Here is a 22,559-nt window from a genome sequence, read left to right as displayed (position 1 = left end):
GAATTGAAAAGTGAACGAAACGCCAGAAAAACGGCTTCGCGCGCACCGACGCTCGAAGATGTCGCCCGCGCCTCAGGTCTGTCTCCCATGACGGTAAGCCGCGCGTTGAATACGCCAAACATCGTTCGCCCGGCCACCGTGGCGAAAGTCATGGAAGCGGTGAAAGTAACCGGTTATATCCCTAATCTGTTAGCTGGCAGCCTGGCTTCACGGCGTAGCAAACTGATTGCCATAGTGGTGCCGCAAATCAATAACAATATGTTTGTCGATACCGTGCAGTCGTTAAGCGATGAGCTGGCGGTGCGGGGTTATCACATGCTGCTGTGCGTGGCGGGGTACAGCCATGAAAGCGAAACCGAACTTGTTTCGACGCTGCTCTCCCGCCGCCCTGACGGTATTGTGCTAACCGGCATTCATCACAATAACGAACTCAAAAAAGCCATCATCAACACCGAACTGCCGGTGGTGGAAATCTGGGATTTAACCCCCACGCCGATTGATATGCTGGTGGGTTTCTCTCACGAAAAAATCGGCAACGCGATGGGTGAATACTTGCTTAACAAAGGCCACCGCCGGTTTGGTTTTATCTGGACCGATGATAAACGCGCCATGTTGCGTAAAAAGGGTGTGCTGGATGTGCTTAACCGCCACGGCGATTGCCAGTGGCAGGATGCGTTAGTGCCGCTACCCGCGACCATGGCGCTGGGGCGCAGCGGGCTTGCCGAACTGTTGAAAACCCGTCAGACGTTTGACGCGATTATTTGCAGCTCGGACACCCTGGCGCAGGGGGCTATTTTCGAAGCCCAGACTCACCAGTTGCGCGTTCCGCAGGATCTTGCCGTGATGGGCTTCGGCGATCTGGATTTCGCCGCCTGCAATATTCCGGCAATTACTACCGTCAATATCGACCGCTGGAAAATCGGCAAAGATGCCGCCACGCTGCTGGCTGACAAGATTGAAGGACTGCCGGTTGAGGAAGGGATTGTGGATATTGGATTTACGCTAATGGAAAGGGAATCGGCATAGCAAAAAGGCTCCCGATAGGAGCCTTTTCATATCCATGAAAAGAAAAAATTAATCGTGCTGTGACTTTTTCGGGTCTTTCTTGCGTCCAATAAGATCCATGTCTTTCTCCTCAAGGCAGAGCTGAGCAAGTTTATCGCCATCAATGGTTGCCCAAAAATCGGAGACTCGTTTTATCGCAGCTTGCAAAGACTCGGCATCAATTTTTATTTTAGTAGTGGGTTCGTTCATATGTTTCCCCAGAAAGAAATAATTCATGACACAGAATTCTTGATCCGGGCTGTACATTAAACAATCAGTGCTGTGTGTGCTAATTTGACTCTGAGGCATTGAAGGACATCAGCCACGTCAGCAGAAATTTTATCGTGGTCATGCCATACCTGTGCGAAGCTATAAGCCGTATAGCGTGGCCGGACTTCTGTAGTCGGGTCCTGAATGTACATCTCTTCCAGCCCGATAATTTCGCAAAAAAACGTTGAGTAAATCAGCGCAATTTTAAGAATCTTGCCTGACAACGCTGGCTCCTGGCGCTGAACAAAATTCTCCAGCATACAAAGAGAAAATAGCAGGCGGCGGCTATCATATTTGCAAAGAATTACCGCATGTAGTGTGTCCTGGTCCGCATGATGGTTAACTTTAACGGATAAACCAAGAATGCTATCGACAAAATTACTTCTGTATCTCTCCATCGCCCATTTCCAGTTAAGAACACTGTTTGCTATTCCAGCGGCAAGTTGCTGCTTTTGTTTATTATGCAGAGGTGTTACGGACAGGTTTTTCCAGCCAAGACGCTGAATAACCTGATTAGCCATACTGATACAGAGTTGATGGATTTCTGTAATTGAAACTTCATCCATTCGGGGCATCCCTGGTTGGCTATTTAGCCTGACCCAACGTATTTCTATGAGGCCTGTAGGTTAATAACCCTTAGCGCAAATCCCAACCGCTGCGGCTTGTATTTTTCAATGCTGGACTCCTTCTCGTAAAAACCTGCCAACGCCTCTTTCACTCCTGACTTACGCTTCTGCTGCGCTTTAACCGAAATGAATCGAAACCCAGGCTGGGGTGAAACGTTTCACTTTCGTTTTCTTTTTTCGCTTTGACCGTTTTTGTGATGCCTATCGCAAACAAAAGAAAGTAAAACGGTAATGATAGAAACCAGTGAGTCATTCAATTTCAAATTAGCAACATAAAGGAAATCAAATGAAAGATATCATACATAAACACAAATCAGGGTTACCTGTTGGTATCTGTTCAGTCTGTTCTGCCCATCCTCTGGTGATTGAAGCGGCGCTGCTTTTCGACCTGAATAGCGAGCGCAAAGTACTGATTGAAGCGACTTCAAATCAGGTGAATCAGTTTGGTGGCTATACCGGTATGAAACCGGAGCAGTTCCGCGATTTTGTGCTGGCCATTGCCGATAAAGTGGGTTTCCCGCACGCGCGGCTGATCCTCGGCGGCGACCATCTCGGCCCCAACTGCTGGCAAGGCGAAGATGCAGAAAGCGCGTTACTGAAATCGGAAGTGTTGATCGAGCAGTACGTCCGTGCCGGTTTTACCAAAATTCATATTGATACCTCCATGTCCTGCGCGGATGACCCGGTTCCGTTATTGCCGGTCACGGTAGCCCAGCGCGCGGCGCGTCTGTGCCAGGTGGCGGAGCGCGTGGCGACTGACGAGCAAAAACAGCACATCACCTATGTGGTTGGTACCGAAGTGCCGGTCCCGGGCGGTGAAAAAGAGGCGATCCAGTCGGTGCATATCACCACACCGCAAGCAGCGATGGAAACCATCCAGACCCATTATGATGCTTTCGCCAAACTGGATTTGCATGATGCGATTGAACGTATCATCGCCATTGTGGTTCAACCGGGCGTAGAGTTTGACCACTCCTCCATTGTTCATTACCAGCCTGAACTGGCGCGTGATTTAACGAAAGCGATCGAAAGCACCAGCCTGGTCTATGAAGCCCACTCAACCGATTACCAGACCGCCGAGGCTTACAAAGCGCTGGTACGCGATCACTTTGCGATTTTGAAAGTCGGCCCGGCGTTAACGTTCGCTTTGCGTGAGGCTATGTTCGCCCTGGCGATGATTGAAAACACCCTGGTGGCACCCGGCGAACGCAGCGAGCTGGTCTCGGTGATCGACAATGTCATGCAGGATGAGCCGGGCTACTGGAAAAATTACTACAGCACCCTGCATTCGAAAGCGATGATTGACCTGCACTTCAGCCTGTCTGACCGTCTGCGTTACTACTGGCCGCATCCGACCATCAATAAAGCCGTGAATAAGATGTTCGCTAACCTGGAAAACGCCACACTGCCGCTGGGTGTCATTAGCCAGTATTTCCCGGAGCAGTTCCAGCGTATTAACGCAAAGCAAATCCCGCTGACGCCGAAAAATCTGGTGCTGTTCCGTATTCAGGATGTCCTGCGCCTGTATGCCTATGGTTGTGACCCGGAATAAGGACATCATCATGACGACCATGAAAGAAATTGTTATCCCGGAAAATAACCAACTGGAAATACGTGAAACCGATATTCCCGAATACGGCGAATATGATGTGCTGGTCAAAGTGATCTATTCCGGGCTGTGCGGTTCCGATATTCCGCGTATTTTCCACCACGGCGCGCATTTTTATCCGGTGCGCTTAGGCCACGAATTTTCCGCACGTGTTGTGGCCACGGGCAGTAAGGTCAGCTCGGTAAAAGAGGGCGACAACGTGTGTTGCGTACCGCTGATCCCCAATTTTTCAGCGCCGGAATGCCAGCGCGGGTTTTACTCATTAGGCAAAGGGTATTCGTTTGTCGGCTCTCGCCTGCCGGGCGGCAATGCGCAATACGTCACCATGCCGGAGAGCAGCTGTTTTTTATTGCCAGAAGGCGTGACGCCGTTGCAGGGCGCATTTTTCGAACCCGTTACCGTGGGTGTGCATCCGATATTAATGGCGGGCGGTTGCCAGGATAAAAATGTGATCGTGCTGGGTGTCGGCACCATCGGTTTGCTGGCGATGCAGAGCGCCAAAGCGCTGGGTGCAAAATCCGTCACGGCAGTGGACATTAATAACGAGCGCTTAGATCTGGCGAAGCAGCTCGGCGCGGATCACGTCATCAACGTGGCGGAAGAGAATGCGCTGGAGAAAGCCGCCTTCCTGGCTGACATAAATTTCGATCAGCTGATCCTGGAAACCGCCGGTACGCCGCAGACCTTTAAGCTGGCGTTGAAAATTGCCGGACCACGGGCGCAGGTGGCATTAATCGGTACGCTGCATAAAGACCTGTCGATGACCTATACCGAGTATGAACAAATTTTACGCAAAGAATTATTGGTATTCGGCAGTTGGATGAATTATTCCGCTCCGTTCCCCGGAGACGAATGGCGTTTAACCATTGACATGTTCCGTAATGGGCAAATTCAAATCGACCCGCTTATCAACTGCATCGTTAACGAAAATGAGTATATCGAGCAGGTGATGGCATTACAGGGCGGCCCGGCAAACGGCAAAATTTTACTGCACTGGGAGTAACCGATGAATCATATTATTAACAGCAGTTATTTGCTTAATCATGCACGTAAATTTGGCTATGCCGTACCGGCGTTTAATATTCATAACCTGGAAACTATTCAGGTGGTATTAACCATTGCCAAAGAGCTGGAATCACCGGTTATTCTTGCCGGGACGCCGGGCACCTACAGCTATGCGGGCGTACAGCAAATTATCGCCATCGTTGAATCTATGGCGGCGGAGAATAATCAGCAGGTAGTTGTGCATCTCGATCATCATCATGATTTTGACGATATTCATGGCAAAATCCGCGCCGGTATTCGCTCGGCGATGATCGACGGCAGCGCCATGCCGCTGAAAGAAAATATCGCCATTACGCGCAAAGTCACCGAGTTATGTCATTACTACGGTTGCAGCGTGGAAGCAGAAATTGGCCAGCTCGTCGGTCAGGAAGATGATTTGATTATCGACGACGTGGCCGATCCTTATACCAACCCGGAAGATGCACGCTTGCTGGTTGAGCAAACGAATATTGACTCGCTGGCAGTGGCGATTGGTTCCGCGCACGGGCTTTATAAGTCCACACCAAAACTGGATTTTGAACGGCTCCAGAAAATTGCCAAACTGGTGGATATTCCGCTGGTATTACATGGTGCATCCGGTATTCCCGATAGCGATATCAAAAAATGTATTGAATTTGGGGTAAGTAAGGTCAATGTGGCAACCGATCTTAAATTAGCCTTCGCTGAAACTTTAAAATCCTTTTTCCTTGAAAAACCGGGTTCAACCGATCCGCGAGAATATAACCAGTTGGCGAAAGCGGCAATGGCCGATGTGGTACGCCATAAAATTATGACCTGCGGCAGCGCCGGGCGTATTTACTCTTTCGAATAAAAACATATTTACGATTTTTATTAATACTGGAGCAATCATGCTTAAAAATATTGATCCCCGTCTCTCTCCTGAATTGCTATATACGCTATATTGCATGGGTCATGGCGACGAAATTGTTTTGAGCGATGCGCATTTCCCGGCCCATTCGGTGAATGAAAATGTTATTCGTGCTGATGGTAATCAGGTGGAACAATTACTTAAGGCAATGATGCCGCTTTTTGAACTGGACAGTTATGTTACTGATGCTGTCGTAATGATGTCCGCAAGTGCGGGTGATGAATTACCGCCAGGGTTAATTGATGATTATAAATTGGTGTTGCCGGAAAAGCAGGAAATTACCTTTATCGACCGCTTTGCCTTTTATGATAGAGCGAAAAAAGCCAGTTGCGTGGTGATCACGTCTTCAACACGGAAATATGGAAACATTCTTCTGAAGAAAGGCGTTACGCCGGTGGAATGTTAAGTCTCTTATTCTCTTTTTTCTGGAGTTTTTCATGAAGCAAGCCATATTGCAAATGAGAAATATATCCAAATCATTTGCCGGTGTTCACGCACTTAAAAATGTGAATTTCCAGCTGCGTAAAGGGGAAGTTCACGCCTTAATGGGTGAAAATGGTGCGGGTAAATCAACATTAATGAAAGTGTTGATTGGCGTACATACCGCAGATGAAGGGACTATTTACTATAAAGATAACGAAATTGCGTTTGATTCTGTGCTGGAAGCGCAGAAAAGCGGAATCAGTATGATCTTCCAGGAACTTAACTTAGTTCCCCATCTCAGCGTGGCGGAAAATATTTTCCTGGCGCGCGAGCCGTTAAAAAACGGGCTGGTTGACTTTGCCTTAATGGAAGAAAAATCCGCTAAATTGCTGGAAATGTTCGATATCGATGTTTCGCCGAAAGATATCGTCAATACATTGTCGGTAGCGAAACAGCAGATGGTGGAAATCGCCAAAGCGCTCTCTTTTGATGTCGAAGTGTTGATTATGGATGAACCCACTTCGGCGTTAACTAAAAAAGAAATTGATAAGCTTTTCCAGTTGATTGAGAAATTAAAAAGCCGCGATGTATGTATTGTTTATATTTCTCACCGCATGGAAGAATTAAAGCGCATCTGCGATCATATTACTATTTTCCGTGATGGTACTTATATTTCCGACCATGTTTTTGCCGACATTACCATGGACGAGATTATCACCAAAATGGTTGGGCGTTCGCTGGATAACCATTTCCCGACGCGCAAATCCCAGGCGGAAGACAAAGTGATATTGTCGATTCAAAATGCCAGCCGTTTTGGCGTATTTGAAGGTATCGACTTTGATTTAATGAAAGGGGAAATTCTCGGTATTACCGGTTTGGTTGGTGCAAAACGAACCGAACTGGCGCGAGCAATATTTGGCGCAGAAACGCTGGACGATGGGCAAATTATTTCTTTTGATAAAGAAATTACCATCACGAACCCGAATGACGCCATTAAAGCCGGCATCGCGTATTTATCCGAAGACCGTAAATTAAATGGTCTGGCGGTGGACATGTCGGTAAAAAGCAATGTCATGATGGCGGCGTTGGATAAAGTGTGCAGTAAGTGGGGCGTGATATCCGGCATCAAAGAAAAAGTGGCATGCGATCTCTACATAAAAAAATTAAGCATTAAAACACCGCACATTGAGCAGATAGTTAAAAACCTCAGCGGCGGCAACCAGCAGAAAGTGGTTATTGCCAAATGGTTATTCCGTGACGCCAGGATCATGATTTTTGATGAGCCAACCCGGGGGATCGACGTCGGCGCGAAATATGCCATTTATGAATTACTGGATGAACTGGCGGACCAGGGGATCGGCGTGATTATGATCTCATCGGAACTGCCGGAAATATTAGGAATGACCGATCGCGTAGTAATCATGAAAGAAGGCCAGATGACGGCGGTATTAAAAACCAAAGAAACCAGCCAGGAGGAGATCATGCAGTACGCGACAGGAGTGAAGAATATGTACGTCACCGAACAGGAGTTAGCTTAAATGAACGATAAAAGAAAACTTTTATTGCAGAAGTTGACTGCGTTGGGCGGTTTACTGCTACTGATTATTATCTTTTCCTTCACCAGCGACAGCTTCTTCTCCGTCAATAACATTATGACGGTTGGCCTGCAGACCTCGACCATTGCCTTTATCGGCATTGGGGTAACCTGCGTGATATTGACCGGCGGTATTGACCTGAGTATCGGTTCTATTGTGGCGCTCTCGGGCGTGGCGGCGGGTTTAGCGGTGAACGCCGGGATGCCGGTTAGCCTGGGGCTGCTGCTCGGCGTACTCACCGGCAGTGCGTGCGGCCTGGTCAACGGCATTCTGGTCACGACGTTCCGTCTGCCGCCGTTTATCGCCACCCTCGGCACTATGATGATCCTGCGTGGCCTGGCGCTGTATGTGACCGATGCCGCCCCGGTCTCTGGTATGCCCGATTCATTCGGCGATTTAGGTAACGGCTCGTTGTTCCGCATCGTTGAGGAAGGGGACAATGGTCTACCGCAGGTGATTTTCCCTGGTATTCCTTACCCGGTGATTTTAATGATTGTCGCGGCGGTGCTGTTTACCTTCGCATTAACCAGAATGCGCATGGGCCGTTATTTGTACGCTATCGGCTCTAATGAAGAAGCGGCGCGTTTATCCGGGATTAAAACCAATCAGGTCAAATTAGTGGCTTACATCATCAGCGGCACCTTTGCCGGGCTGTGCGGGGTGGTTATCGCCTCTCGCCTGGTCACCGCGCAGCCGAACGGCGGGATGATGTATGAACTGGATGCAATTGCCAGTGCGGTTGTGGGCGGCACCTCATTAATGGGCGGCGTCGGCACCATTCCGGGCACCTTAATCGGCTCCTTTATTATCGGCGTGTTGCGTAATGGCCTGAATATGAACGGCGTATCGTTCTTTGTTCAGCAAATCATTATCGGCAGCGTGATCCTGTTGGCGGTAGCCTATGACCAAATCCGTCAGCGTCCGGCTACAAAAAAATCCGTAAAGCAAAAAGTCAGTAATAAAAAGCCACAGGTTAATCCTTCGGTGAAATGACATTAACTGTTGTACCCCTACACATAATAAGGAACACGTTCATGAAGAAATTAGCAACATTTGCAATGCTGGGTTTGGCTGCGGCAATTTCGATGAGCACATCGGCTGCTTTCGCCAAATCAAACGAGATTGCGGTTATCGTTAAAACGGCTAACTCTAACTTTTGGCAAAACGTGAATAAAGGCGCTACGGACGCGGGAAGCGAATTTAAAGATAAATACAAAGTGACCTTCCAGGGCCCGGAAGCAGAAACCCAGGTCGCCGAACAGGTGAATATGGTGGATAACGCCATTAACCGTGGCGTATCCGGTATTGTTCTTGCGCCGTCCGATCCCGATGCGTTAATCCCGGCGGTGAAAAAAGCCTGGGAAAACGGCATCCCGGTCGTGCTGATTGACTCTTCACTCGGCGAAAAGGGCGCGAAATATTATCAGTCCTTCTTGTCTACCGATAACCGTAAAGCGGGCGCGCTGGCTGCAAAGAAATTAATTGAAGCCAACGGCCAGGAAGGCAAAGTCAGCGTAATGTCATTTACGCCAGGCGCGGGCAGCGCCATTGAACGTGTCGGCGGCTTTACCGACGTGATTAAGGCTGATTCAAAATTAAATATGATTGGCCCATTCTATTCGCAGGCGGATATGGCGACGGCGCTGAACCAGACCATCGATGCGCTCTCTTCGAATAAAGATATTACCGCGCTGTTCGGTGCGAATGAGCCGACCGCTGTCGGTATGGCACGCGCCATTAAACAACTGGGCTACAGCGGCAAAGTTGTGGCAGTGGGTTTTGACGGTAACGCCGCGCTTCAGCATTTTGTCCGTGACGGAACCCTGAACGGTATTATCGTTCAATCCTCTTATCAAATGGGTAAAAAAGGCGTTGAGACGATCGACCATATTCTGAACCAGCAGAAAGTCGACAAACTTATCGATACCGGTGTGGTGTATATCGATAAAAACAATATCGATTCCCCTGAAGCACAGGCTGTTCTGTATTAATTAACCCCACTTATCGGGTTGCTTCGGCAGCCCGATGAAAGGGAATAGCGATAACTTCTTCATAGAGCCGTGAGAAATGAGCAAATTATCAAACTTAGTCGCACCCTCGCAGGATGCCATTCCGTATAAAACGTTAGCGAATGGCTATAAGATCCCCGGTATTGGCATGGGGACCTTTGGTTCCGACCGCTTCACCGCAGAGCAAGTTGCCGATGGCGTGTTTCACGCCGCCGAAGCCGGTTTCCGTTTTTTTGACTGTGCGTCGGTCTACGGCAATGAAAGTATGATTGGTGAGGTGTTTGCCAGGATCATGCAAACCGGCGTCAGCCGCTCTGAATTGTTTATCGACTCCAAAGTCTGGAACGACCAGCACGACGACGTCATTGCGTCATGCAAGAAGTCGCTGGAAGATCTTAAGCTCGACTATCTCGACCTGTATTTAGTGCACTGGCCGTTCTCTAACTATCATGCGCCTGGCTGCACCGTAGATTCCCGTAGCCCGGACGCCACCCCGTATTCCCACGAGCGCTTTATGAAAACCTGGGCGCAGATGGAGCAACTGGTCGAAATGGGGCTGGTCAGAAGCATCGGCACTTCCAACATGACCATTCCAAAAATGGAGCTGCTGCTGCGCGATTGCAAGATCCGCCCGGTGGCCAACGAAATGGAAATACACCCGCATTTCCAGCAGCAGGAACTGTATGACTTCCTGGTCGCTAATGAGATCCAACCGATCGGTTTCTGCCCGATTGGTTCGCCGATGCGTCCCGATCGCGACCGCACCGAAGACGATACCTGCGATATTGAGGATCCGGTTATTGTTGAGATTGCTAACCGTCTTGGCGTGCACCCGGCGATCGTCTGCATCAAATGGGCGGTGCAGCGTGGGCATATTCCAATCCCGTTCTCGGTTCACAAAGATCAGATCTACGGCAACATTACCTGCATTACCGAAGATCCGTTAACCGATGAAGAGATGGCGGCCATTGCCGGCATCGATCGTAATAACCGTCTGATTAAGGGCCAGGTATTCCTGTGGGAACACGCCAAAGGCTGGGAAGACCTGTGGGATCTTGACGGCGTTATCGTCAAATAACCAGTGCAAAACTGACTCTTCACCGGGGAATTAACTATGTATCTGGGCATCGATTGTGGCACGCAGGGCACCAAGGTTTTACTGTGGGATGCTGAAAAAGAACGGGTGGTGGCATCCAGTTATCACACCTGCGAACTCATCAGCGACCGCCCAGGGCAAAAAGAACAGCATCCCGCCGCCTGGCGGGATGCGATAAAAAAAGGCATTCAGGCGGTCATCGCGAAAGCGGAGATTGCGCCTGAGCACATTGCGGCGATTGGCGTATCCGGCCAGCAACATGGTTTAGTGCTGCTGGACGAACAGGATGCGCTCATCCGCCCGGCAAAGTTATGGTGTGATACCGAAACGGTGCCGGAACTCAATGCATTTTTAACGCGGTTTAACGCCGCAATGGGGGCGCCGGTGTCTCATTTCACCGGCATCCACATTCCCGTGGCGTTTACGCTCGCCAAATTACTGTGGGTGAAAGAGCATGAGCCTGAAGCGTATCAGCGCATCGCAAAACTCTTTCTTCCTCATGAATATGTTAACTACTGGCTGACCGGCCAGTACTGTGCGGAATACGGCGACGCGTCAGGCACCGGCTGGTTCGATACCTTTAACCGCCGCTGGTGTCACGCGGTGGTGGATGCCATCGATCCGCAACTGATGCCCAAACTGCCGCCGCTGATTGAGGCGCATCAGCCCGCCGGTTATCTTTGTGCCTCCAGCGCCACGCAGTTGGGCCTGCCGGAAGGCATTCCGGTTTCCAGCGGCGGCGGCGACAATATGATGTCCGCCATCGGCACCGGCAATATCGAACCGGGCATCCTGACCATGAGCCTGGGCACGTCGGGCACCTTGTTTACCCATGCCGCGCAGCAAATCGACACCCAGCCGCACCCGGATATCAATGCGTTCTGTTCTTCCTCCGGTGGCTGGCTGCCGTTAGTCAGTACCATGAATGTCACCAACGCCATCAATGCCTTTCGCGAGGTGATGGATATTCCGCTGACGGAGTTTGAACGTTATCTGGATAACAGCGAGCCGGGAGCAGAGGGGCTGACGTGCTACCCGTGGCTGAATGGCGCGCGTTTGCCGAATCGCCCTGATGCTACCGCCAGCGTTACCGGCATTACCAGCCGCAATTTTAATAAAGCCAATTTGTTACGCAGTGTGGTGGAAGGCGTGACCTTTAAGCTGTGTAAAGGCATCGAGATTTTCCAGCAAAGCGGATTACACTTCGACCAGCTACGGGTGATTGGCGGCGGAGCGAATAGCCGGGCCTGGTGCCAGTTGATTGCCGATATCAGCGGTATTGCGGTGATACGCCCGACGGTGAGCGACGCCGGCGCGTTAGGCGCGGCATTGCAGGCGCAATGGTGTCACGCAAATCTCAATAATTCGCACGAATTTATTCCACTTCACGACGTATTACCCGCATCACTGTGCGACGTCGGGCGCGACGTTATACTGCCGCGTCCGCAGCAGCGGGAAATTTATCAGTCCATTTATGCTCGCTATCATGAAAATATGCCTCAATAAAAACCCCGCGAGGACGCGAAAACTATGCATCTGGTGGAACGAAGGAATCAAATCCTGGCCGCGCTGACGGAAAAGGGCAGCGTCCAGGTAGCGCATCTGGCGAATAAGTTTGGTATTTCTGAAGTAACTATCCGCAATGATTTACGCGAGCTGGAAACTCAGGGGCTGCTTATTCGCTTTCACGGCGGGGCGACTAATCAAATAAATAACTGGGCGCTGACGGGAAAGCCCAATGGCAATACCGATAGCCATAACGAAATTACGCTGGAAGACCGCGCCATGCTTTCCGCCGATGCCAAAACCCGCATCGCCAACGCAGCGGCGCGCCTGGTTTCAACCGGTAATAGCGTAATTATCGACAGCGGCAGCACTACGTTAAAAATCGCCCAGCAGTTAGCGGATGCGTCGGATCTCATTGTCGTCACCAATAATCTGCCTGCCGCCGAAGTGTTGTCGATTAATCAGCACATCACGCTGGTGCTTTGCGGGGGAACGTTCCGCCATAAAACCCGCTCTTTTCACGGCATGCATGCTGAATCGGTATTAAAGGGCATCGTGGCGGATTATTTGTTTATTGGCGCAGACGGAATTGATATCGATAAAGGCATCACCACGTTTAACGAAGGTTATGCCATCAGTAAAGTGATGGCGCGGGCAGCAAAAAAAGTGGTGGCGGTACTCGACTCGACAAAATTTGGCCGCATTGGCTTTAATCCGGTATTGCCGATTAGCGATATTGACGTGTTAATTACCGATGACGGTATTAGCCGCGAAACGGTTATGCTGCTGGAAAACAGAAATATTGATGTGATTATTGTTTAATGCCGTGGTGTTATACGCCACCCATAAAAAAGCCGGTGACTCACCGGCTTTTTATCATCAGCGTAAAACTTAGCCCATTGCGGTTTCCCGCAAATGGCGTTTCAGCTTGTTGTACTCATTAATCACATACTGCTCCGCCGCATTCTGATCGGCGATCGGCTCAACGCGCACTGCGCAGTATTTGTATTCCGGCGTTTTAGTAATCGGGCTGAGGTTTTCCGTCACCAGCTCATTACAGGCACCAATCCACCACTGGTACGTCATATACACCGCGCCTTTGTTCGGGCGATCGCTCACCTGGGCACGGGTTATGACTTTGCCCTTGCGTGAATTGACCCACACCAGCGCTTCATCCTGAATGCCCAGGCGGGCAGCATCGGCAGTGTTAATTTGCGCATAGCCCGGTTCATCCGCCAGCGCGGCCAGCGCGGCACAGTTGCCGGTCATGGAGCGGCAGGAGTAGTGGCCCACCTCGCGCACCGTCGACAGCACCATCGGGTACTCCTCATCTACGCGATCGAGCGGCGGTGCCCAGTCGCAGGTGAAGAATTGTCCCAGGCCGTTTGGTGTGGAGAATTTCTCCTCGAACAGGTAGTCCGTCCCCTGGTCGGCCTCAGACACATCGCGGCACGGCCACTGGATATAACCCAGTTCGCCCATTTTCTCGTAGGTTGCGCCGTAGAATTCCGGGCACAATCCGCGCAGTTCATCCCAAATCTCTTTGGTGTTGTTGTAGTGCATCGCATAGCCCATACGGGTGGCGATTTCACTGATGATCTGCCAGTCGGTTTTTAGGTCCCACTTCGGTTCCACCGCTTTAAAGAAGCGCTGGAATCCGCGGTCGGCGGCGGTATACACCCCTTCATGTTCCCCCCATGAGGTGGACGGCAAAATCACATCCGCTTGCGCGGCGGTTTTGGTCATGAAGATATCCTGAACGATCACCAGCTCCAGCCCTTCAAAGGCTTTGCGCACCGCAGACAGCTCGGCATCAGTTTGCAGCGGATCTTCGCCCATGATGTACGCTGCGCGCACTTCGCCATGCTCAACGCGGTGCGGCAATTCGCTGATGCGATAACCGGTATGCGCTGGCAGTTCGGCCACGCCCCAGGCTCTGGCGAATTTCTCACGGTGTTCCGGGAATTTCACGTACTGATAACCCGGATAGGTATCCGGCAGCGCGCCCATATCGCAGGCACCCTGGACGTTGTTTTGCCCACGCACCGGGTTGACGCCAACGCTCGGCTTGCCGAGGTTGCCGGTCAGCAGCGCCAGGCTGGTCAACGAACGCACCGTTTCCACGCCCTGATAGAACTGGGTCACGCCCATGCCCCACAGGATGGTGGCACGATCAGATTTGGCGTACATCCGTGCGGCCTGGCGGATCTCACTGGCCTTCACGCCGGTGATCTCTTCCACGGACTCCGGCGTATAGCCTTCGACAATTTTGCGATACTCTTCGAAGCCTTCGGTACGCGCCGCGACGAATGCGTGGTCATACAGGTCTTCTTCGATAATCACATGGCCCATGGCGTTCAACAGCGCAATGTTCGAGCCGTTTTTCAACGCCAGGTGCATATCGGCAATGCGCGCGGTTTCGATTTTACGCGGATCGCAGACAATAATTTTCGCCCCTTTTTGCTTCGCCCGGATCACGCGGTTAGCGACGATCGGGTGGGAATCAGCGGGGTTGTAGCCAAACACAAACACTAAATCAGCATCTTCGATGCCGACGATGGAGTTACTCATCGCGCCATTACCGACCGACTGGTGCAGACCTGCAACCGATGGGCCGTGTCAGACACGCGCGCAGCAGTCGACGTTATTGGTTCCAATAACGGCGCGCGCGAATTTTTGCATGATGTAGTTGGTTTCGTTGCCGGTCCCCCGTGAGGAACCGGTGGTCATAATGGCATCGGGGCCATATTTAGCTTTGATAGTGCTGAGCTTATCGGCGACATAATTCAGTGCCTCATCCCAGGAAACGGCTTCCAGCTTCCCGCCGCGTTGGCGACGGATCATAGGCGATTTAAGGCGTGGCGTCAGGATTTGGGTATCGTTGATAAAATCCCACCCGTAATAGCCTTTCAGGCATAAATCCCCCTGATTGGTCTTACCCTGCGCCGGTTCCGCCTTAACGACTTTGCCATTATCGACGACGAGGTTGATCTTGCACCCCGACGCGCAATATGGGCAAACCGTGACGACTTTTTTCATCCTGGCTCTCCAGTTAATCGTGTTCTTGCAAAACGCAAAACGTCTTTACCTTCTCAACGACTTTTCAATGCATATTCCATGCCAGTAGCATGGTTTATTTAATTCATTGATATAGATAGAGAAATAAAAAAGGTGGCCGGATGGCGAGCGGGGTTCGACAAAAGTGTCATGTCATTATTATCACTTTGACCCGCATCGACAGACGGCCTGACTCCGCATCCTAACCCTGACGCCAGAGGGGACGCTTTGATGTAGAGCGGTATGAAGGGAGGTTAAAACCTCCCGGCGGGGAGTGGGGCGAAAGCAGCGTCGTTACGCACTGACCAAATGGGGTTTCAATGCTGGCAAAGGATTATCGCTAACCAGCGTCAGCCCCGGCCCGCGCGGTTCCCGGCGCGTCGGGAACGCAGGCAGTACAGCGCGCTGTAGCGCCAGGCCTGGCGCGCTGGCAAAGGCGACCGGCGACGTCACCGCCAGCGTTTCGACGATTTCTCCGCCTTCCATTACCATAACCCGCTGGCAAAACCGCTCCACCAGACGCAAATCATGGGTGATAAACAGACACGCGGTGTGGTACTGCTGCTGTAAATTTTTCAGTAGCTGAATGATGTTTGCCTGAAGCACCAAATCCAGATTCGATACCGCCTCATCCAGAATCAACAGCTTTGGTTCCACAATCATTGCTCTGGCGAGGCACACCCGCTGCAACTGGCCGCCGCTCAGTTGCGGCGGGCGTTTATCCAGTAAACCGGCATCAAGTTCGGTCGCCGCCATTACCCGCGCAATACGTTCATTTTGCTGCGCCGTAGCGAGTTTCAACAAATGGCGCAGTGGTTCGCGGATAATCTCGCGCACCGTGCGGCGCGGGTTAGCGGCGCTGATGGCGTCCTGAAACACCATCTGGATATCCCGGCGAAAGGCGCGCATTTCGTCCCCTTTCAGCGCCGCCAGGGATTTACCGCGCCAGCAAATGTCGCCCAGAGCCGGGGATTCCAGGCCCATTAACAGCCTTGCCAGGGTGCTTTTCCCGCAGCCGCTGCTGCCGAGCAGCGCCACGCTTTCACCTTCGTTAACCGCCAGTGAAATGTTGTTTAGCACCGGGTGATAATGCGCGCCGGTTAACCCCATCCGCCCGTAGCGGTGTGAAACGTTCGAAACGGATAACAGCGTCATTGCGCTAACTCCATGCCATACAGCGCCAGATGCGCCGATACCAGATTACGGGTCACCGGATGCTGTGGCGCGTGGAACAGCGTATGCACATCGCCCCGTTCGACAATTTTGCCGTTTTCCATGACCGCCACGTCGTCAGCCAGCCGCGCCACCACCCCCATATCGTGAGTGACCAGCAGCATCCCGGGGGCGCGCTGGTGCATCTGCTTCTCCAGCAGTTCCAGAATGCGCGCCTGGGCCAGCGCGTCGAGATCGGTGGTGGGTTCATCGGCGATGATAAACGGTGCATCGCTGAGCACAGCCAGCGCAATCATCATGCGTTGTAGCATCCCGCCGCTCATCTCAAACGGATACAGCGCCAGCACGCGTTCGGCTTCATCGAGGCCGACAGATTTCAGCGTGGCGATAAGCATGGCGTCATCCAGCGCTTTGCCCAGCGCCCGACAGGTCTCTTTAGCGTGAGTCGCCATGGTAAACAGCGGATTAAAGGCGCTGCGCGGGTTCTGCATAATGGTCGCCACCTGCCTGCCGCGCAGTGATTGCGGCGTCACGGTGTGGCCATTCAGCGCCAGTTCTCCGGCAGTTTGCCGCACTCCGGCGGGCAGCACGCCCAGCGCGGCGGCACAGGTCAGGGATTTCCCGCTGCCGCTGCCGCCGACCAGCGCCAGCACGCGCCCGGAATGCAGGTTCAGCGACACGCCCTGCACCAGCGGGCGGTCCGCCGACAGCGTGATGTTATGTAATTCAAGCTGTGACATCAGTGGCTATGCTCCATAGCAAGATGGGGGTCCAGATTGTCGCGCAGCGCGTCGCCCAACAGGTTAAAGGTCATCACGCTGATAAACAGCGCCAGCCCTGGCCAGAACATCTGCATCGGCTGGGTCCAGATGTACTGGCGCGCGTCGTTGATCATCACGCCCCATTCCGGCGTTGGGGCGCTGACGCCCAGCCCGAGGAACGACATCCCCGCCACGTGCAGCATCATATGGCCGATATCCAGCGTCGCCAGCACCAGCAGCGAGGGCATCACCGCACCGGCGAGATGATCGAAAAACAGATACCAGCGGTTTGCGCCGCTCATCCGCGCCGCCAGCACGAACTCCCGATGGCGCAGCGAAATCACAATGCTGCGCACCATCCGCGCGTACCAGGCCCAGTGGGACAGGGCGATGGCGAGGATCACGTTCACCAGCCCGGTGCCCAGCACGCCCACCATAAAAAACGACAGTATCGAGGTGGGGAAGGTCATAAACATGTCGGTGGTGCGCATCAGTAGCTGGTCGGCACGGCCGCCCATCAGCCCGGCGCTGCCGCCGACCACCAGGCCCAACGTTAACACCAGCAGCAAACAGGCCAGCACTGAGCCCAGCGACACCCGCGTCGCCGCCAGCAGACGAGAGAAAATATCGCGCCCCAAATGGTCGGTGCCCAGCCAGTGGGTGCCGTCCGGCGGCAGTAGCCGCTCTGGCAGGTTAATCGCCAGCGGATCGAACGGCAGCCACCACTGGCTGGTCAGGGCGATAATCATCAGCAGCGCCAGAGACAGCAGCGCCAGGCGCACCGGCCAACGCGCAGTACGAAGAAAATTCACGAGTGCGCTCCTTCATGGCGGCGAATACGCGGATCAAGCGCGGCATTCAGCAGGTCGACGCCGAGATTGCAGACAACAAACACGCCGACCATCAGCAGGGTAAAACACTGGATCACCGGATAGTCGCGGTTAAAAATTGCCGATACCGCATAACGCCCGACGCCCGGCCAGGCAAAGATATTTTCGATAATCATGGTGCCGCCGATCAGCTCGCCGATATGCATGCCGACCGCCGTCACCATCGGCAGCGTGGCGTTGCGCAGCACGTGCCGCCGCTCGGTTTGCCGGTCGCTGAGCCCGCGCAGTTTCGCCCAGGTCACATGGCGCTGGCCTGCCGCATCCAGCATGCTGGCGCGCAACAGGCGCGCATTGATCGCCAGCGACATAAAGGCGATAGACACCGCCGGTAAAATGATGTGCTGCCAGCCGCCGTAACCCAGCGCGGGCAGCCATTGCAGATGCACGGAAAAGAGCATCACCAGCAAAAAGGCGAGCCAGAAGTTGGGCATCGACACGCCCAGAAAGGCAATCAGCCGCACGAGGTAATCCGGCAGCCGGTCGCGGTAGCGCGCCGCCCAGATGCCAAGCGGCACCGAGGTCGCCAGGATCAACATCAGCGCAAAACCCGCCAGTTGGAAGGTCGCCGGGAAAAAGTGCAGTAAATCGTCCAGCACCGGGCGCTGGGTGGCGAACGATACGCCGAAATCAAGATGCAGCGCGTTCCACAGCCAGTGGACGTACTGCACCGGCAGGGGCCGATCGAGCCCAAGCATCGCGTGGGTTGAGGCGACCAGCTCCGGCGTCGGCGGCAGGTTAGAGAGCCTCAGGTAATCCATTGCCGGGTCGCCGCTGCCGAGGCGCAGCAGCAGGAAAATAATCAGCGACGCGGCCAGCAGCATCGGGACCAGCAGCGCGATGCGCCACAAAATATAACGTAGCATCAGGGCGTTACCGGTTTGATCTGTTCAAACGGAATATCCGACGACATCGGTGCGAAGGGCAGCACATCCCACTGCGGCTGGGACACGGTCATCAGGGAAACGTAGCTCAGCGGCAGGTAGACCGCGCTTTGATGCAGGCGGGTTAGTACATCGCGGTACAGCGCTTTGCGCTGGGTTTCATCGGTGCCGGTGAGAAGCTGGCCGATTTCTGCGTCGATCTGCGCTTTGTCCGGCAGGCCGAGCTGGGCCTGATAATCCGCGTGGGACGGCACGCGCATCGAACTCATAAAGGCGTGGGGATCGAACGGCGCGCCCCAGGTACGGTTGAAAATCATATCGAAGCGGCCATCGCGCTGGCGGGCATCAATGCTGCTCTCTTCTTCGCCCACCAGTTTTACGTCAACGCCCACCTGGCGCAGGTTGGCCTGAATCACTTCCGCCATCGATTTATTCAGCGCGTCGGTGCCGATAAACGCCAATTCCAGATGCAGCGGCTGGCCCGCTTTTTCGCGGATGTGCTGGCCCGCAGGCAGCATCCAGCCTGCGTTTTCCAGCAGCGTCCTGGCCTTTTGCGGATCGTAGTGGCGCGGCGTCAGCCCGATATTGGCGTAGGGTACGCCCGGGGCGAACAGGGTATCCGCCACCTGCTGGGTGCCGTACAGCACGCTGTCGATCAGCGTCTTTTTATCCACCGCGTAATTTAACGCTTCCCGCACCGCCTGTTCGCGGGTGGGGGATTTGGCGGAATTGAGCGCCAGCATCACGGTTTCTACCGGGGCGGAAAGCTGAGTTTTCCACTGCGGGTTATGGCTGAACCGCTCAAAGGTATCCAGCGGTAGCAGCCCTTCGTCGCCATACATCAGGTCGATTTCGCCGGTTTCAAACGCCACCGCGCGGCTGGTGGGGTCGGCAATCACGTTAATGGTGACCTTATCAACCGCCGGTTTCTCGCCCCAGTAATGGTCGTTACGCACAAACACATCGTGCTGATTGAGTTTGGTTTCTTTTAAGACCCACGGCCCGGTGCCAATCGGCGCGTTAATACCGTCTTTGGTTCCGCCGTTTTTAAACTGCGACGGGGCGATAAAGCGGAACGGGCGCGGCAATGCCAGCTCTTGCAGGAACGGGTAATAGGCGTCTTTTAAATTGATTTGCAGGCGATGTTCATCCAGCGCTTTCACGCCGGTTATCTGGTTCGCCAGCTCCAGCCAGGCGTGGCGCGGGCGATTATCCAGCACCGCGCGGAAGTTGGCTTCTGCGGCCCGGGCGTTAAACGGCTCACCGTTAGAAAAGGTCACGTTATCGCGCAGGGTAAAGATCCACTGTTTGCCGTCGGCGGAATGGGTCCATGCGGTGGCCAGCCACGGCGCAATGCTGCCGTCAGCCTGATATTTCACTAACGGTTCATACACCATGCTCTGGGCGAACATTTGATTGGGCGTATACAAATGGGGATTTAACGGCCCCACGTTGACCGGCCAGGCGGTGGTGATTTCATGCGGTGTTGCCGCGCCAGCCATCAATGAAACACACGCCAGCAATACCGTTAAACAGCGCCGTAAAGTGAACAAAGGACTACTCCTTGCGGAATAAGGGGGGGACCCAAAATGAGTATGATGATTTTATGAAAACTGCATACGCGGGCGTTGTTCTGGATCAACCTTAGGCAAACTGATAATTAGTCGGCGTTTTTAGCGGCAAGCCATCAGTTTTTTATATTTATTTGGCGGTTTTTTGATATCCCTGGTTTACACAGGTCATCGTTCGCGGCTTAATAACGGCGTTTTCATTCACAGTTAACAGGTCTGTTATTGATGAATAGTTGTCGACCCGCCTTTCTCCGCCAGTTCCTGTCTGCTGTGATGATCCTCTGCGGTTTTGGCCCGCGCTGCCGCCGCTTCACTTACCTCATAAAAGACAGATAACTATGCAACGTCGACAATTCCTCAAAAATAGTGTGCTTCTTTCTGCTGCCGGCCTCGTCGGCCCTTCGGTTGTCAGCCAGACGGTGCAGGCCGCTGAACCTGCCGCCCCGGCCCCGGTTGCGCGCCGCCGTTTTGTGTTATCGCAAACCTATAAGCTGAACCCGCCGCAGGGCTCCAGCGGCGTGGTGAAACTGTGGATCCCGCTGCCGGTGGATACCGCGTTTCAGCAAATGACTAATCTGGCCTTTAGCGGCAATTATCAGCAGGCGTACATCACCACCAATAACGCTTACGGCGCGAAAACGCTGTTCGCAAGCTGGCCGAAATCGGAAGGTGATTTGCAGATGCAGGTGGACATTGAAATCGAAACCGCCGACTGGGAGCCGCTGAAGCACGACGCGCTGAAAACCTGGCAGGTGCCGGAACAAATAATCTATCCGCTGGACGTGAAACCGTACCTGCTGCCGACCACCCATACGCCGGTTGACGGGCAGGTACGGGAAACCGCCCAGAAAATCACTCACGGCGAGCAAGATCCGCTGAAAAAAGTGCGCCTGATTTACCAGTGGGTCAGCCGCAATATGGAGCGCGACAACGACGTGATCGGCTGCGGTACTGGCGATGTGGCGGCGATCCTGAAAAGTGGCAAACTGAGCGGCAAATGCACCGATATGAGTTCGGTGTTCGTGGCCCTGGCGCGCGCCAGCGGCATTCCGGCGCGTGAGCTGTTCGGTATCCGCCTGGGTAAAGCGAATAAGCTGGAACGCTACTCAAAAAGCGCTTTCGGCAAGGCTGATGAGCAGGGCGTGGCGGACGTCAGTGGCGGCCAGCATTGCCGCGCGGAGTTTTATCTGGCGGGCTACGGATGGCTGCCGTGCGATCCGGCGGACGTCACCAAAATGCGTCTGGCGGAGAAAAAAGCCCACGAAGACGCCGATGTGCAGGCGGTTAACTCTTACCTGTTTGGCAACTGGGAAATGAACTGGGTCGGCTTTAACTACGGGCGCGACTTTGAGCTTTATCCGGCGACGGAGCAGGGCGCGATGAACAACTTTGGCTATCCGTATGCCGAAGTGGATGGCGACCCGATTAACTTCTACGATCCGAAAGTGTTCTCTTACCACTATGTCTCAACCGAACAGCGCTAAAAGCGCGGGCTTTACGCTTCTGACGGCAGCGGCGGCTGCCGTTACCGCCGGTCTGTGTTGCATCGGCCCGCTGTTGTATCTGTTGTTTGGCATCTCGGCGGCGGGGTTTGCCGGGCTGGCGAAGCTGGAATTTCTGCGCGTCCCGATGATCGTGATTTCTCTCGCGCTTATCGCGCGCGGCTTCTGGCGGCTTTATTTTTCGAAACGGCTGTGGTGTACCGGGCGGCTGACGCTGGGCCAGATGCGTTTGCTTTACTGGCTGGCGCTGCCGTTTATGCTGCTTGTCCTGTTTTACCCGACAGTTGTCGGCTGGTTTTATGAGGTATTTGAATGAAACGACTCGCGCTCGCCGCGTGCCTGATGCTCCCGCTGTGGGCGCAGGCTGCAAATGAAAAAGTGGTGCTGGATGTGGAAAATATGACCTGTTCGCTGTGCGTCATTTCCGTGAATCAGGCGTTGCGGGAAACCGACGGGGTGATCAAAGCTAAATCGTCCCTGAAAACCCGCCAGACCGAAGTTATCGTCCCGCAAGGTTTCCCCACCGAGTCGCTATTAAAAGCGGTGGAGAAAACCGGTTATACCGCCACGGTCAACCATACCGAAGCGCAGTAAGGTGAATGTCGACCGGGGC

General features: G+C 53.4%; 22 protein-coding genes. 14 read left to right on the top strand and 8 right to left on the bottom strand.

The annotated features are described in order from the left end of the window. Positions 1-3 precede the first annotated feature (3 nt). A complete protein-coding gene (locus RT120_RS04340) occupies positions 4-1,026 on the top strand; it encodes a LacI family DNA-binding transcriptional regulator (protein WP_312979881.1) in 1,023 nt (340 codons plus the stop codon). 48 nt (positions 1,027-1,074) lie between these two features. On the opposite strand, the gene RT120_RS04335 is transcribed toward RT120_RS04340, so the two are convergent. Together RT120_RS04335 and RT120_RS04330 are read right to left on the bottom strand one after the other, a co-directional pair. Beyond that, on the bottom strand, positions 1,075-1,254 hold the full coding sequence (locus RT120_RS04335) for a hypothetical protein (protein WP_312979879.1): 180 nt from the start codon (positions 1,252-1,254) through the stop codon (positions 1,075-1,077). A gap of 56 nt (positions 1,255-1,310) precedes the next feature. Then, on the bottom strand, positions 1,311-1,880 hold the full coding sequence (locus RT120_RS04330) for a hypothetical protein (protein WP_312979877.1): 570 nt from the start codon (positions 1,878-1,880) through the stop codon (positions 1,311-1,313). A 346-nt stretch (positions 1,881-2,226) separates the two neighbouring features. Between RT120_RS04330 and gatZ the strand changes: the two genes are divergently transcribed. From gatZ to RT120_RS04280, 10 genes are all read left to right on the top strand, one after another. Beyond that, complete coding sequence (gene gatZ / locus RT120_RS04325; RefSeq protein ID WP_312979874.1) at positions 2,227-3,492, top strand: tagatose-bisphosphate aldolase subunit GatZ; 1,266 nt, start codon at positions 2,227-2,229, stop codon at positions 3,490-3,492. A 19-nt stretch (positions 3,493-3,511) separates the two neighbouring features. Further along, on the top strand, positions 3,512-4,552 hold the full coding sequence (locus RT120_RS04320) for a zinc-binding dehydrogenase (RefSeq protein ID WP_312980383.1): 1,041 nt from the start codon (positions 3,512-3,514) through the stop codon (positions 4,550-4,552). A 3-nt stretch (positions 4,553-4,555) separates the two neighbouring features. Next, a complete protein-coding gene (gene gatY, locus RT120_RS04315; protein WP_312979871.1) occupies positions 4,556-5,425 on the top strand; it encodes a tagatose-bisphosphate aldolase subunit GatY in 870 nt (289 codons plus the stop codon). 37 nt (positions 5,426-5,462) lie between these two features. Then, positions 5,463-5,888 (top strand): L-fucose mutarotase, encoded by a 426-nt coding sequence (gene fucU / locus RT120_RS04310; RefSeq protein WP_312979869.1) that lies wholly within the window; start codon positions 5,463-5,465, stop codon positions 5,886-5,888. A 31-nt stretch (positions 5,889-5,919) separates the two neighbouring features. Beyond that, a complete protein-coding gene (locus RT120_RS04305; RefSeq protein WP_312979866.1) occupies positions 5,920-7,443 on the top strand; it encodes a sugar ABC transporter ATP-binding protein in 1,524 nt (507 codons plus the stop codon). Further along, positions 7,444-8,493, top strand: coding sequence for an ABC transporter permease (locus tag RT120_RS04300; protein WP_312979864.1), 1,050 nt, complete (start codon positions 7,444-7,446; stop codon positions 8,491-8,493). 41 nt (positions 8,494-8,534) lie between these two features. Next, positions 8,535-9,491 carry an ABC transporter substrate-binding protein gene (locus RT120_RS04295; RefSeq protein ID WP_312979862.1) on the top strand — a complete coding sequence of 319 codons (957 nt, stop codon included), beginning with the start codon at positions 8,535-8,537 and terminating at the stop codon, positions 9,489-9,491. Positions 9,492-9,567: 76 nt separating this feature from the next. Then, positions 9,568-10,587, top strand: a complete 1,020-nt coding sequence (locus RT120_RS04290) for an aldo/keto reductase (RefSeq protein WP_312979860.1) — start codon at positions 9,568-9,570, stop codon at positions 10,585-10,587. Positions 10,588-10,623: 36 nt separating this feature from the next. Beyond that, positions 10,624-12,111 (top strand): xylulokinase, encoded by a 1,488-nt coding sequence (gene xylB / locus RT120_RS04285; protein ID WP_312979857.1) that lies wholly within the window; start codon positions 10,624-10,626, stop codon positions 12,109-12,111. A 24-nt stretch (positions 12,112-12,135) separates the two neighbouring features. Continuing rightward, the gene (locus RT120_RS04280) at positions 12,136-12,933 is read left to right on the top strand and encodes a DeoR/GlpR family DNA-binding transcription regulator (protein ID WP_312979855.1); all 798 of its coding nucleotides are present in this window, start codon (positions 12,136-12,138) and stop codon (positions 12,931-12,933) included. 69 nt (positions 12,934-13,002) lie between these two features. On the opposite strand, the gene fdhF is transcribed toward RT120_RS04280, so the two are convergent. The 6 genes from fdhF to nikA all read right to left on the bottom strand — a co-directional run bounded on the left by fdhF (position 13,003) and on the right by nikA (position 20,375). Then, positions 13,003-15,150, bottom strand: coding sequence for a formate dehydrogenase subunit alpha (fdhF, locus tag RT120_RS04275; protein ID WP_312979853.1), 2,148 nt, complete (start codon positions 15,148-15,150; stop codon positions 13,003-13,005). Between the two features lie 312 nt (positions 15,151-15,462). After that, a complete protein-coding gene (nikE, locus tag RT120_RS04270) occupies positions 15,463-16,323 on the bottom strand; it encodes a nickel import ATP-binding protein NikE (RefSeq protein WP_312979851.1) in 861 nt (286 codons plus the stop codon). Beyond that, entirely contained in the window at positions 16,320-17,084 is a 765-nt protein-coding gene (gene nikD / locus RT120_RS04265; protein WP_312980381.1) for a nickel import ATP-binding protein NikD, read from the bottom strand. The genes nikE and nikD overlap by 4 nt, the downstream gene beginning before the upstream one ends. Further along, the gene (gene nikC / locus RT120_RS04260) at positions 17,081-17,914 is read right to left on the bottom strand and encodes a nickel ABC transporter permease subunit NikC (RefSeq protein ID WP_312979849.1); all 834 of its coding nucleotides are present in this window, start codon (positions 17,912-17,914) and stop codon (positions 17,081-17,083) included. The genes nikD and nikC overlap by 4 nt, the downstream gene beginning before the upstream one ends. Beyond that, positions 17,911-18,855, bottom strand: a complete 945-nt coding sequence (nikB, locus tag RT120_RS04255) for a nickel ABC transporter permease subunit NikB (protein ID WP_312979846.1) — start codon at positions 18,853-18,855, stop codon at positions 17,911-17,913. Before nikB ends, nikC begins: the two co-directional genes overlap by 4 nt. Beyond that, a complete protein-coding gene (nikA, locus tag RT120_RS04250; protein ID WP_312980378.1) occupies positions 18,855-20,375 on the bottom strand; it encodes a nickel ABC transporter substrate-binding protein in 1,521 nt (506 codons plus the stop codon). Before nikA ends, nikB begins: the two co-directional genes overlap by 1 nt. A gap of 407 nt (positions 20,376-20,782) precedes the next feature. On the opposite strand from nikA, the gene RT120_RS04245 reads away from it, so the two are divergent. Genes RT120_RS04245 through RT120_RS04235 form a run of 3 tightly spaced genes read left to right on the top strand, consistent with a single transcriptional unit; the run spans position 20,783 to position 22,540 of the window. After that, positions 20,783-21,928 (top strand): transglutaminase domain-containing protein, encoded by a 1,146-nt coding sequence (locus RT120_RS04245; RefSeq protein ID WP_312979844.1) that lies wholly within the window; start codon positions 20,783-20,785, stop codon positions 21,926-21,928. Continuing rightward, entirely contained in the window at positions 21,906-22,262 is a 357-nt protein-coding gene (locus RT120_RS04240; RefSeq protein ID WP_312979842.1) for a mercuric transporter MerT family protein, read from the top strand. The genes RT120_RS04245 and RT120_RS04240 overlap by 23 nt, the downstream gene beginning before the upstream one ends. Then, positions 22,259-22,540: a heavy-metal-associated domain-containing protein gene (locus RT120_RS04235; protein WP_312979839.1), complete on the top strand. Its 282-nt coding sequence runs from the start codon at positions 22,259-22,261 to the stop codon at positions 22,538-22,540. The genes RT120_RS04240 and RT120_RS04235 overlap by 4 nt, the downstream gene beginning before the upstream one ends. Positions 22,541-22,559 lie beyond the last annotated feature (19 nt).

This window comes from Atlantibacter sp., assembly GCF_032062175.1.
Lineage (GTDB): Bacteria > Pseudomonadota > Gammaproteobacteria > Enterobacterales > Enterobacteriaceae > Atlantibacter.
Note: the sequence above shows the minus strand (reverse complement) of the source record. Positions and strands in the feature narration are given on the sequence as shown.

What these genes read in the sequence shown, in the direction of transcription:
- RT120_RS04335 (WP_312979879.1), bottom strand. Translation starts at nt 1,254, where the DNA reads ATGAACGAACCCACTACTAAAATAAAAATTGATGCCGAGTCTTTGCAA.
- RT120_RS04330 (WP_312979877.1), bottom strand. Translation starts at nt 1,880, where the DNA reads ATGGATGAAGTTTCAATTACAGAAATCCATCAACTCTGTATCAGTATG.
- gatZ (WP_312979874.1), top strand. Translation starts at nt 2,227, where the DNA reads ATGAAAGATATCATACATAAACACAAATCAGGGTTACCTGTTGGTATC.
- RT120_RS04320 (WP_312980383.1), top strand. Translation starts at nt 3,512, where the DNA reads ATGAAAGAAATTGTTATCCCGGAAAATAACCAACTGGAAATACGTGAA.
- gatY (WP_312979871.1), top strand. Translation starts at nt 4,556, where the DNA reads ATGAATCATATTATTAACAGCAGTTATTTGCTTAATCATGCACGTAAA.
- fucU (WP_312979869.1), top strand. Translation starts at nt 5,463, where the DNA reads ATGCTTAAAAATATTGATCCCCGTCTCTCTCCTGAATTGCTATATACG.
- RT120_RS04305 (WP_312979866.1), top strand. Translation starts at nt 5,920, where the DNA reads ATGAAGCAAGCCATATTGCAAATGAGAAATATATCCAAATCATTTGCC.
- RT120_RS04300 (WP_312979864.1), top strand. Translation starts at nt 7,444, where the DNA reads ATGAACGATAAAAGAAAACTTTTATTGCAGAAGTTGACTGCGTTGGGC.
- RT120_RS04295 (WP_312979862.1), top strand. Translation starts at nt 8,535, where the DNA reads ATGAAGAAATTAGCAACATTTGCAATGCTGGGTTTGGCTGCGGCAATT.
- RT120_RS04290 (WP_312979860.1), top strand. Translation starts at nt 9,568, where the DNA reads ATGAGCAAATTATCAAACTTAGTCGCACCCTCGCAGGATGCCATTCCG.
- xylB (WP_312979857.1), top strand. Translation starts at nt 10,624, where the DNA reads ATGTATCTGGGCATCGATTGTGGCACGCAGGGCACCAAGGTTTTACTG.
- RT120_RS04280 (WP_312979855.1), top strand. Translation starts at nt 12,136, where the DNA reads ATGCATCTGGTGGAACGAAGGAATCAAATCCTGGCCGCGCTGACGGAA.
- nikE (WP_312979851.1), bottom strand. Translation starts at nt 16,323, where the DNA reads ATGACGCTGTTATCCGTTTCGAACGTTTCACACCGCTACGGGCGGATG.
- nikB (WP_312979846.1), bottom strand. Translation starts at nt 18,855, where the DNA reads ATGCTACGTTATATTTTGTGGCGCATCGCGCTGCTGGTCCCGATGCTG.
- nikA (WP_312980378.1), bottom strand. Translation starts at nt 20,375, where the DNA reads ATGGCTGGCGCGGCAACACCGCATGAAATCACCACCGCCTGGCCGGTC.
- RT120_RS04245 (WP_312979844.1), top strand. Translation starts at nt 20,783, where the DNA reads ATGCAACGTCGACAATTCCTCAAAAATAGTGTGCTTCTTTCTGCTGCC.
- RT120_RS04240 (WP_312979842.1), top strand. Translation starts at nt 21,906, where the DNA reads ATGTCTCAACCGAACAGCGCTAAAAGCGCGGGCTTTACGCTTCTGACG.
- RT120_RS04235 (WP_312979839.1), top strand. Translation starts at nt 22,259, where the DNA reads ATGAAACGACTCGCGCTCGCCGCGTGCCTGATGCTCCCGCTGTGGGCG.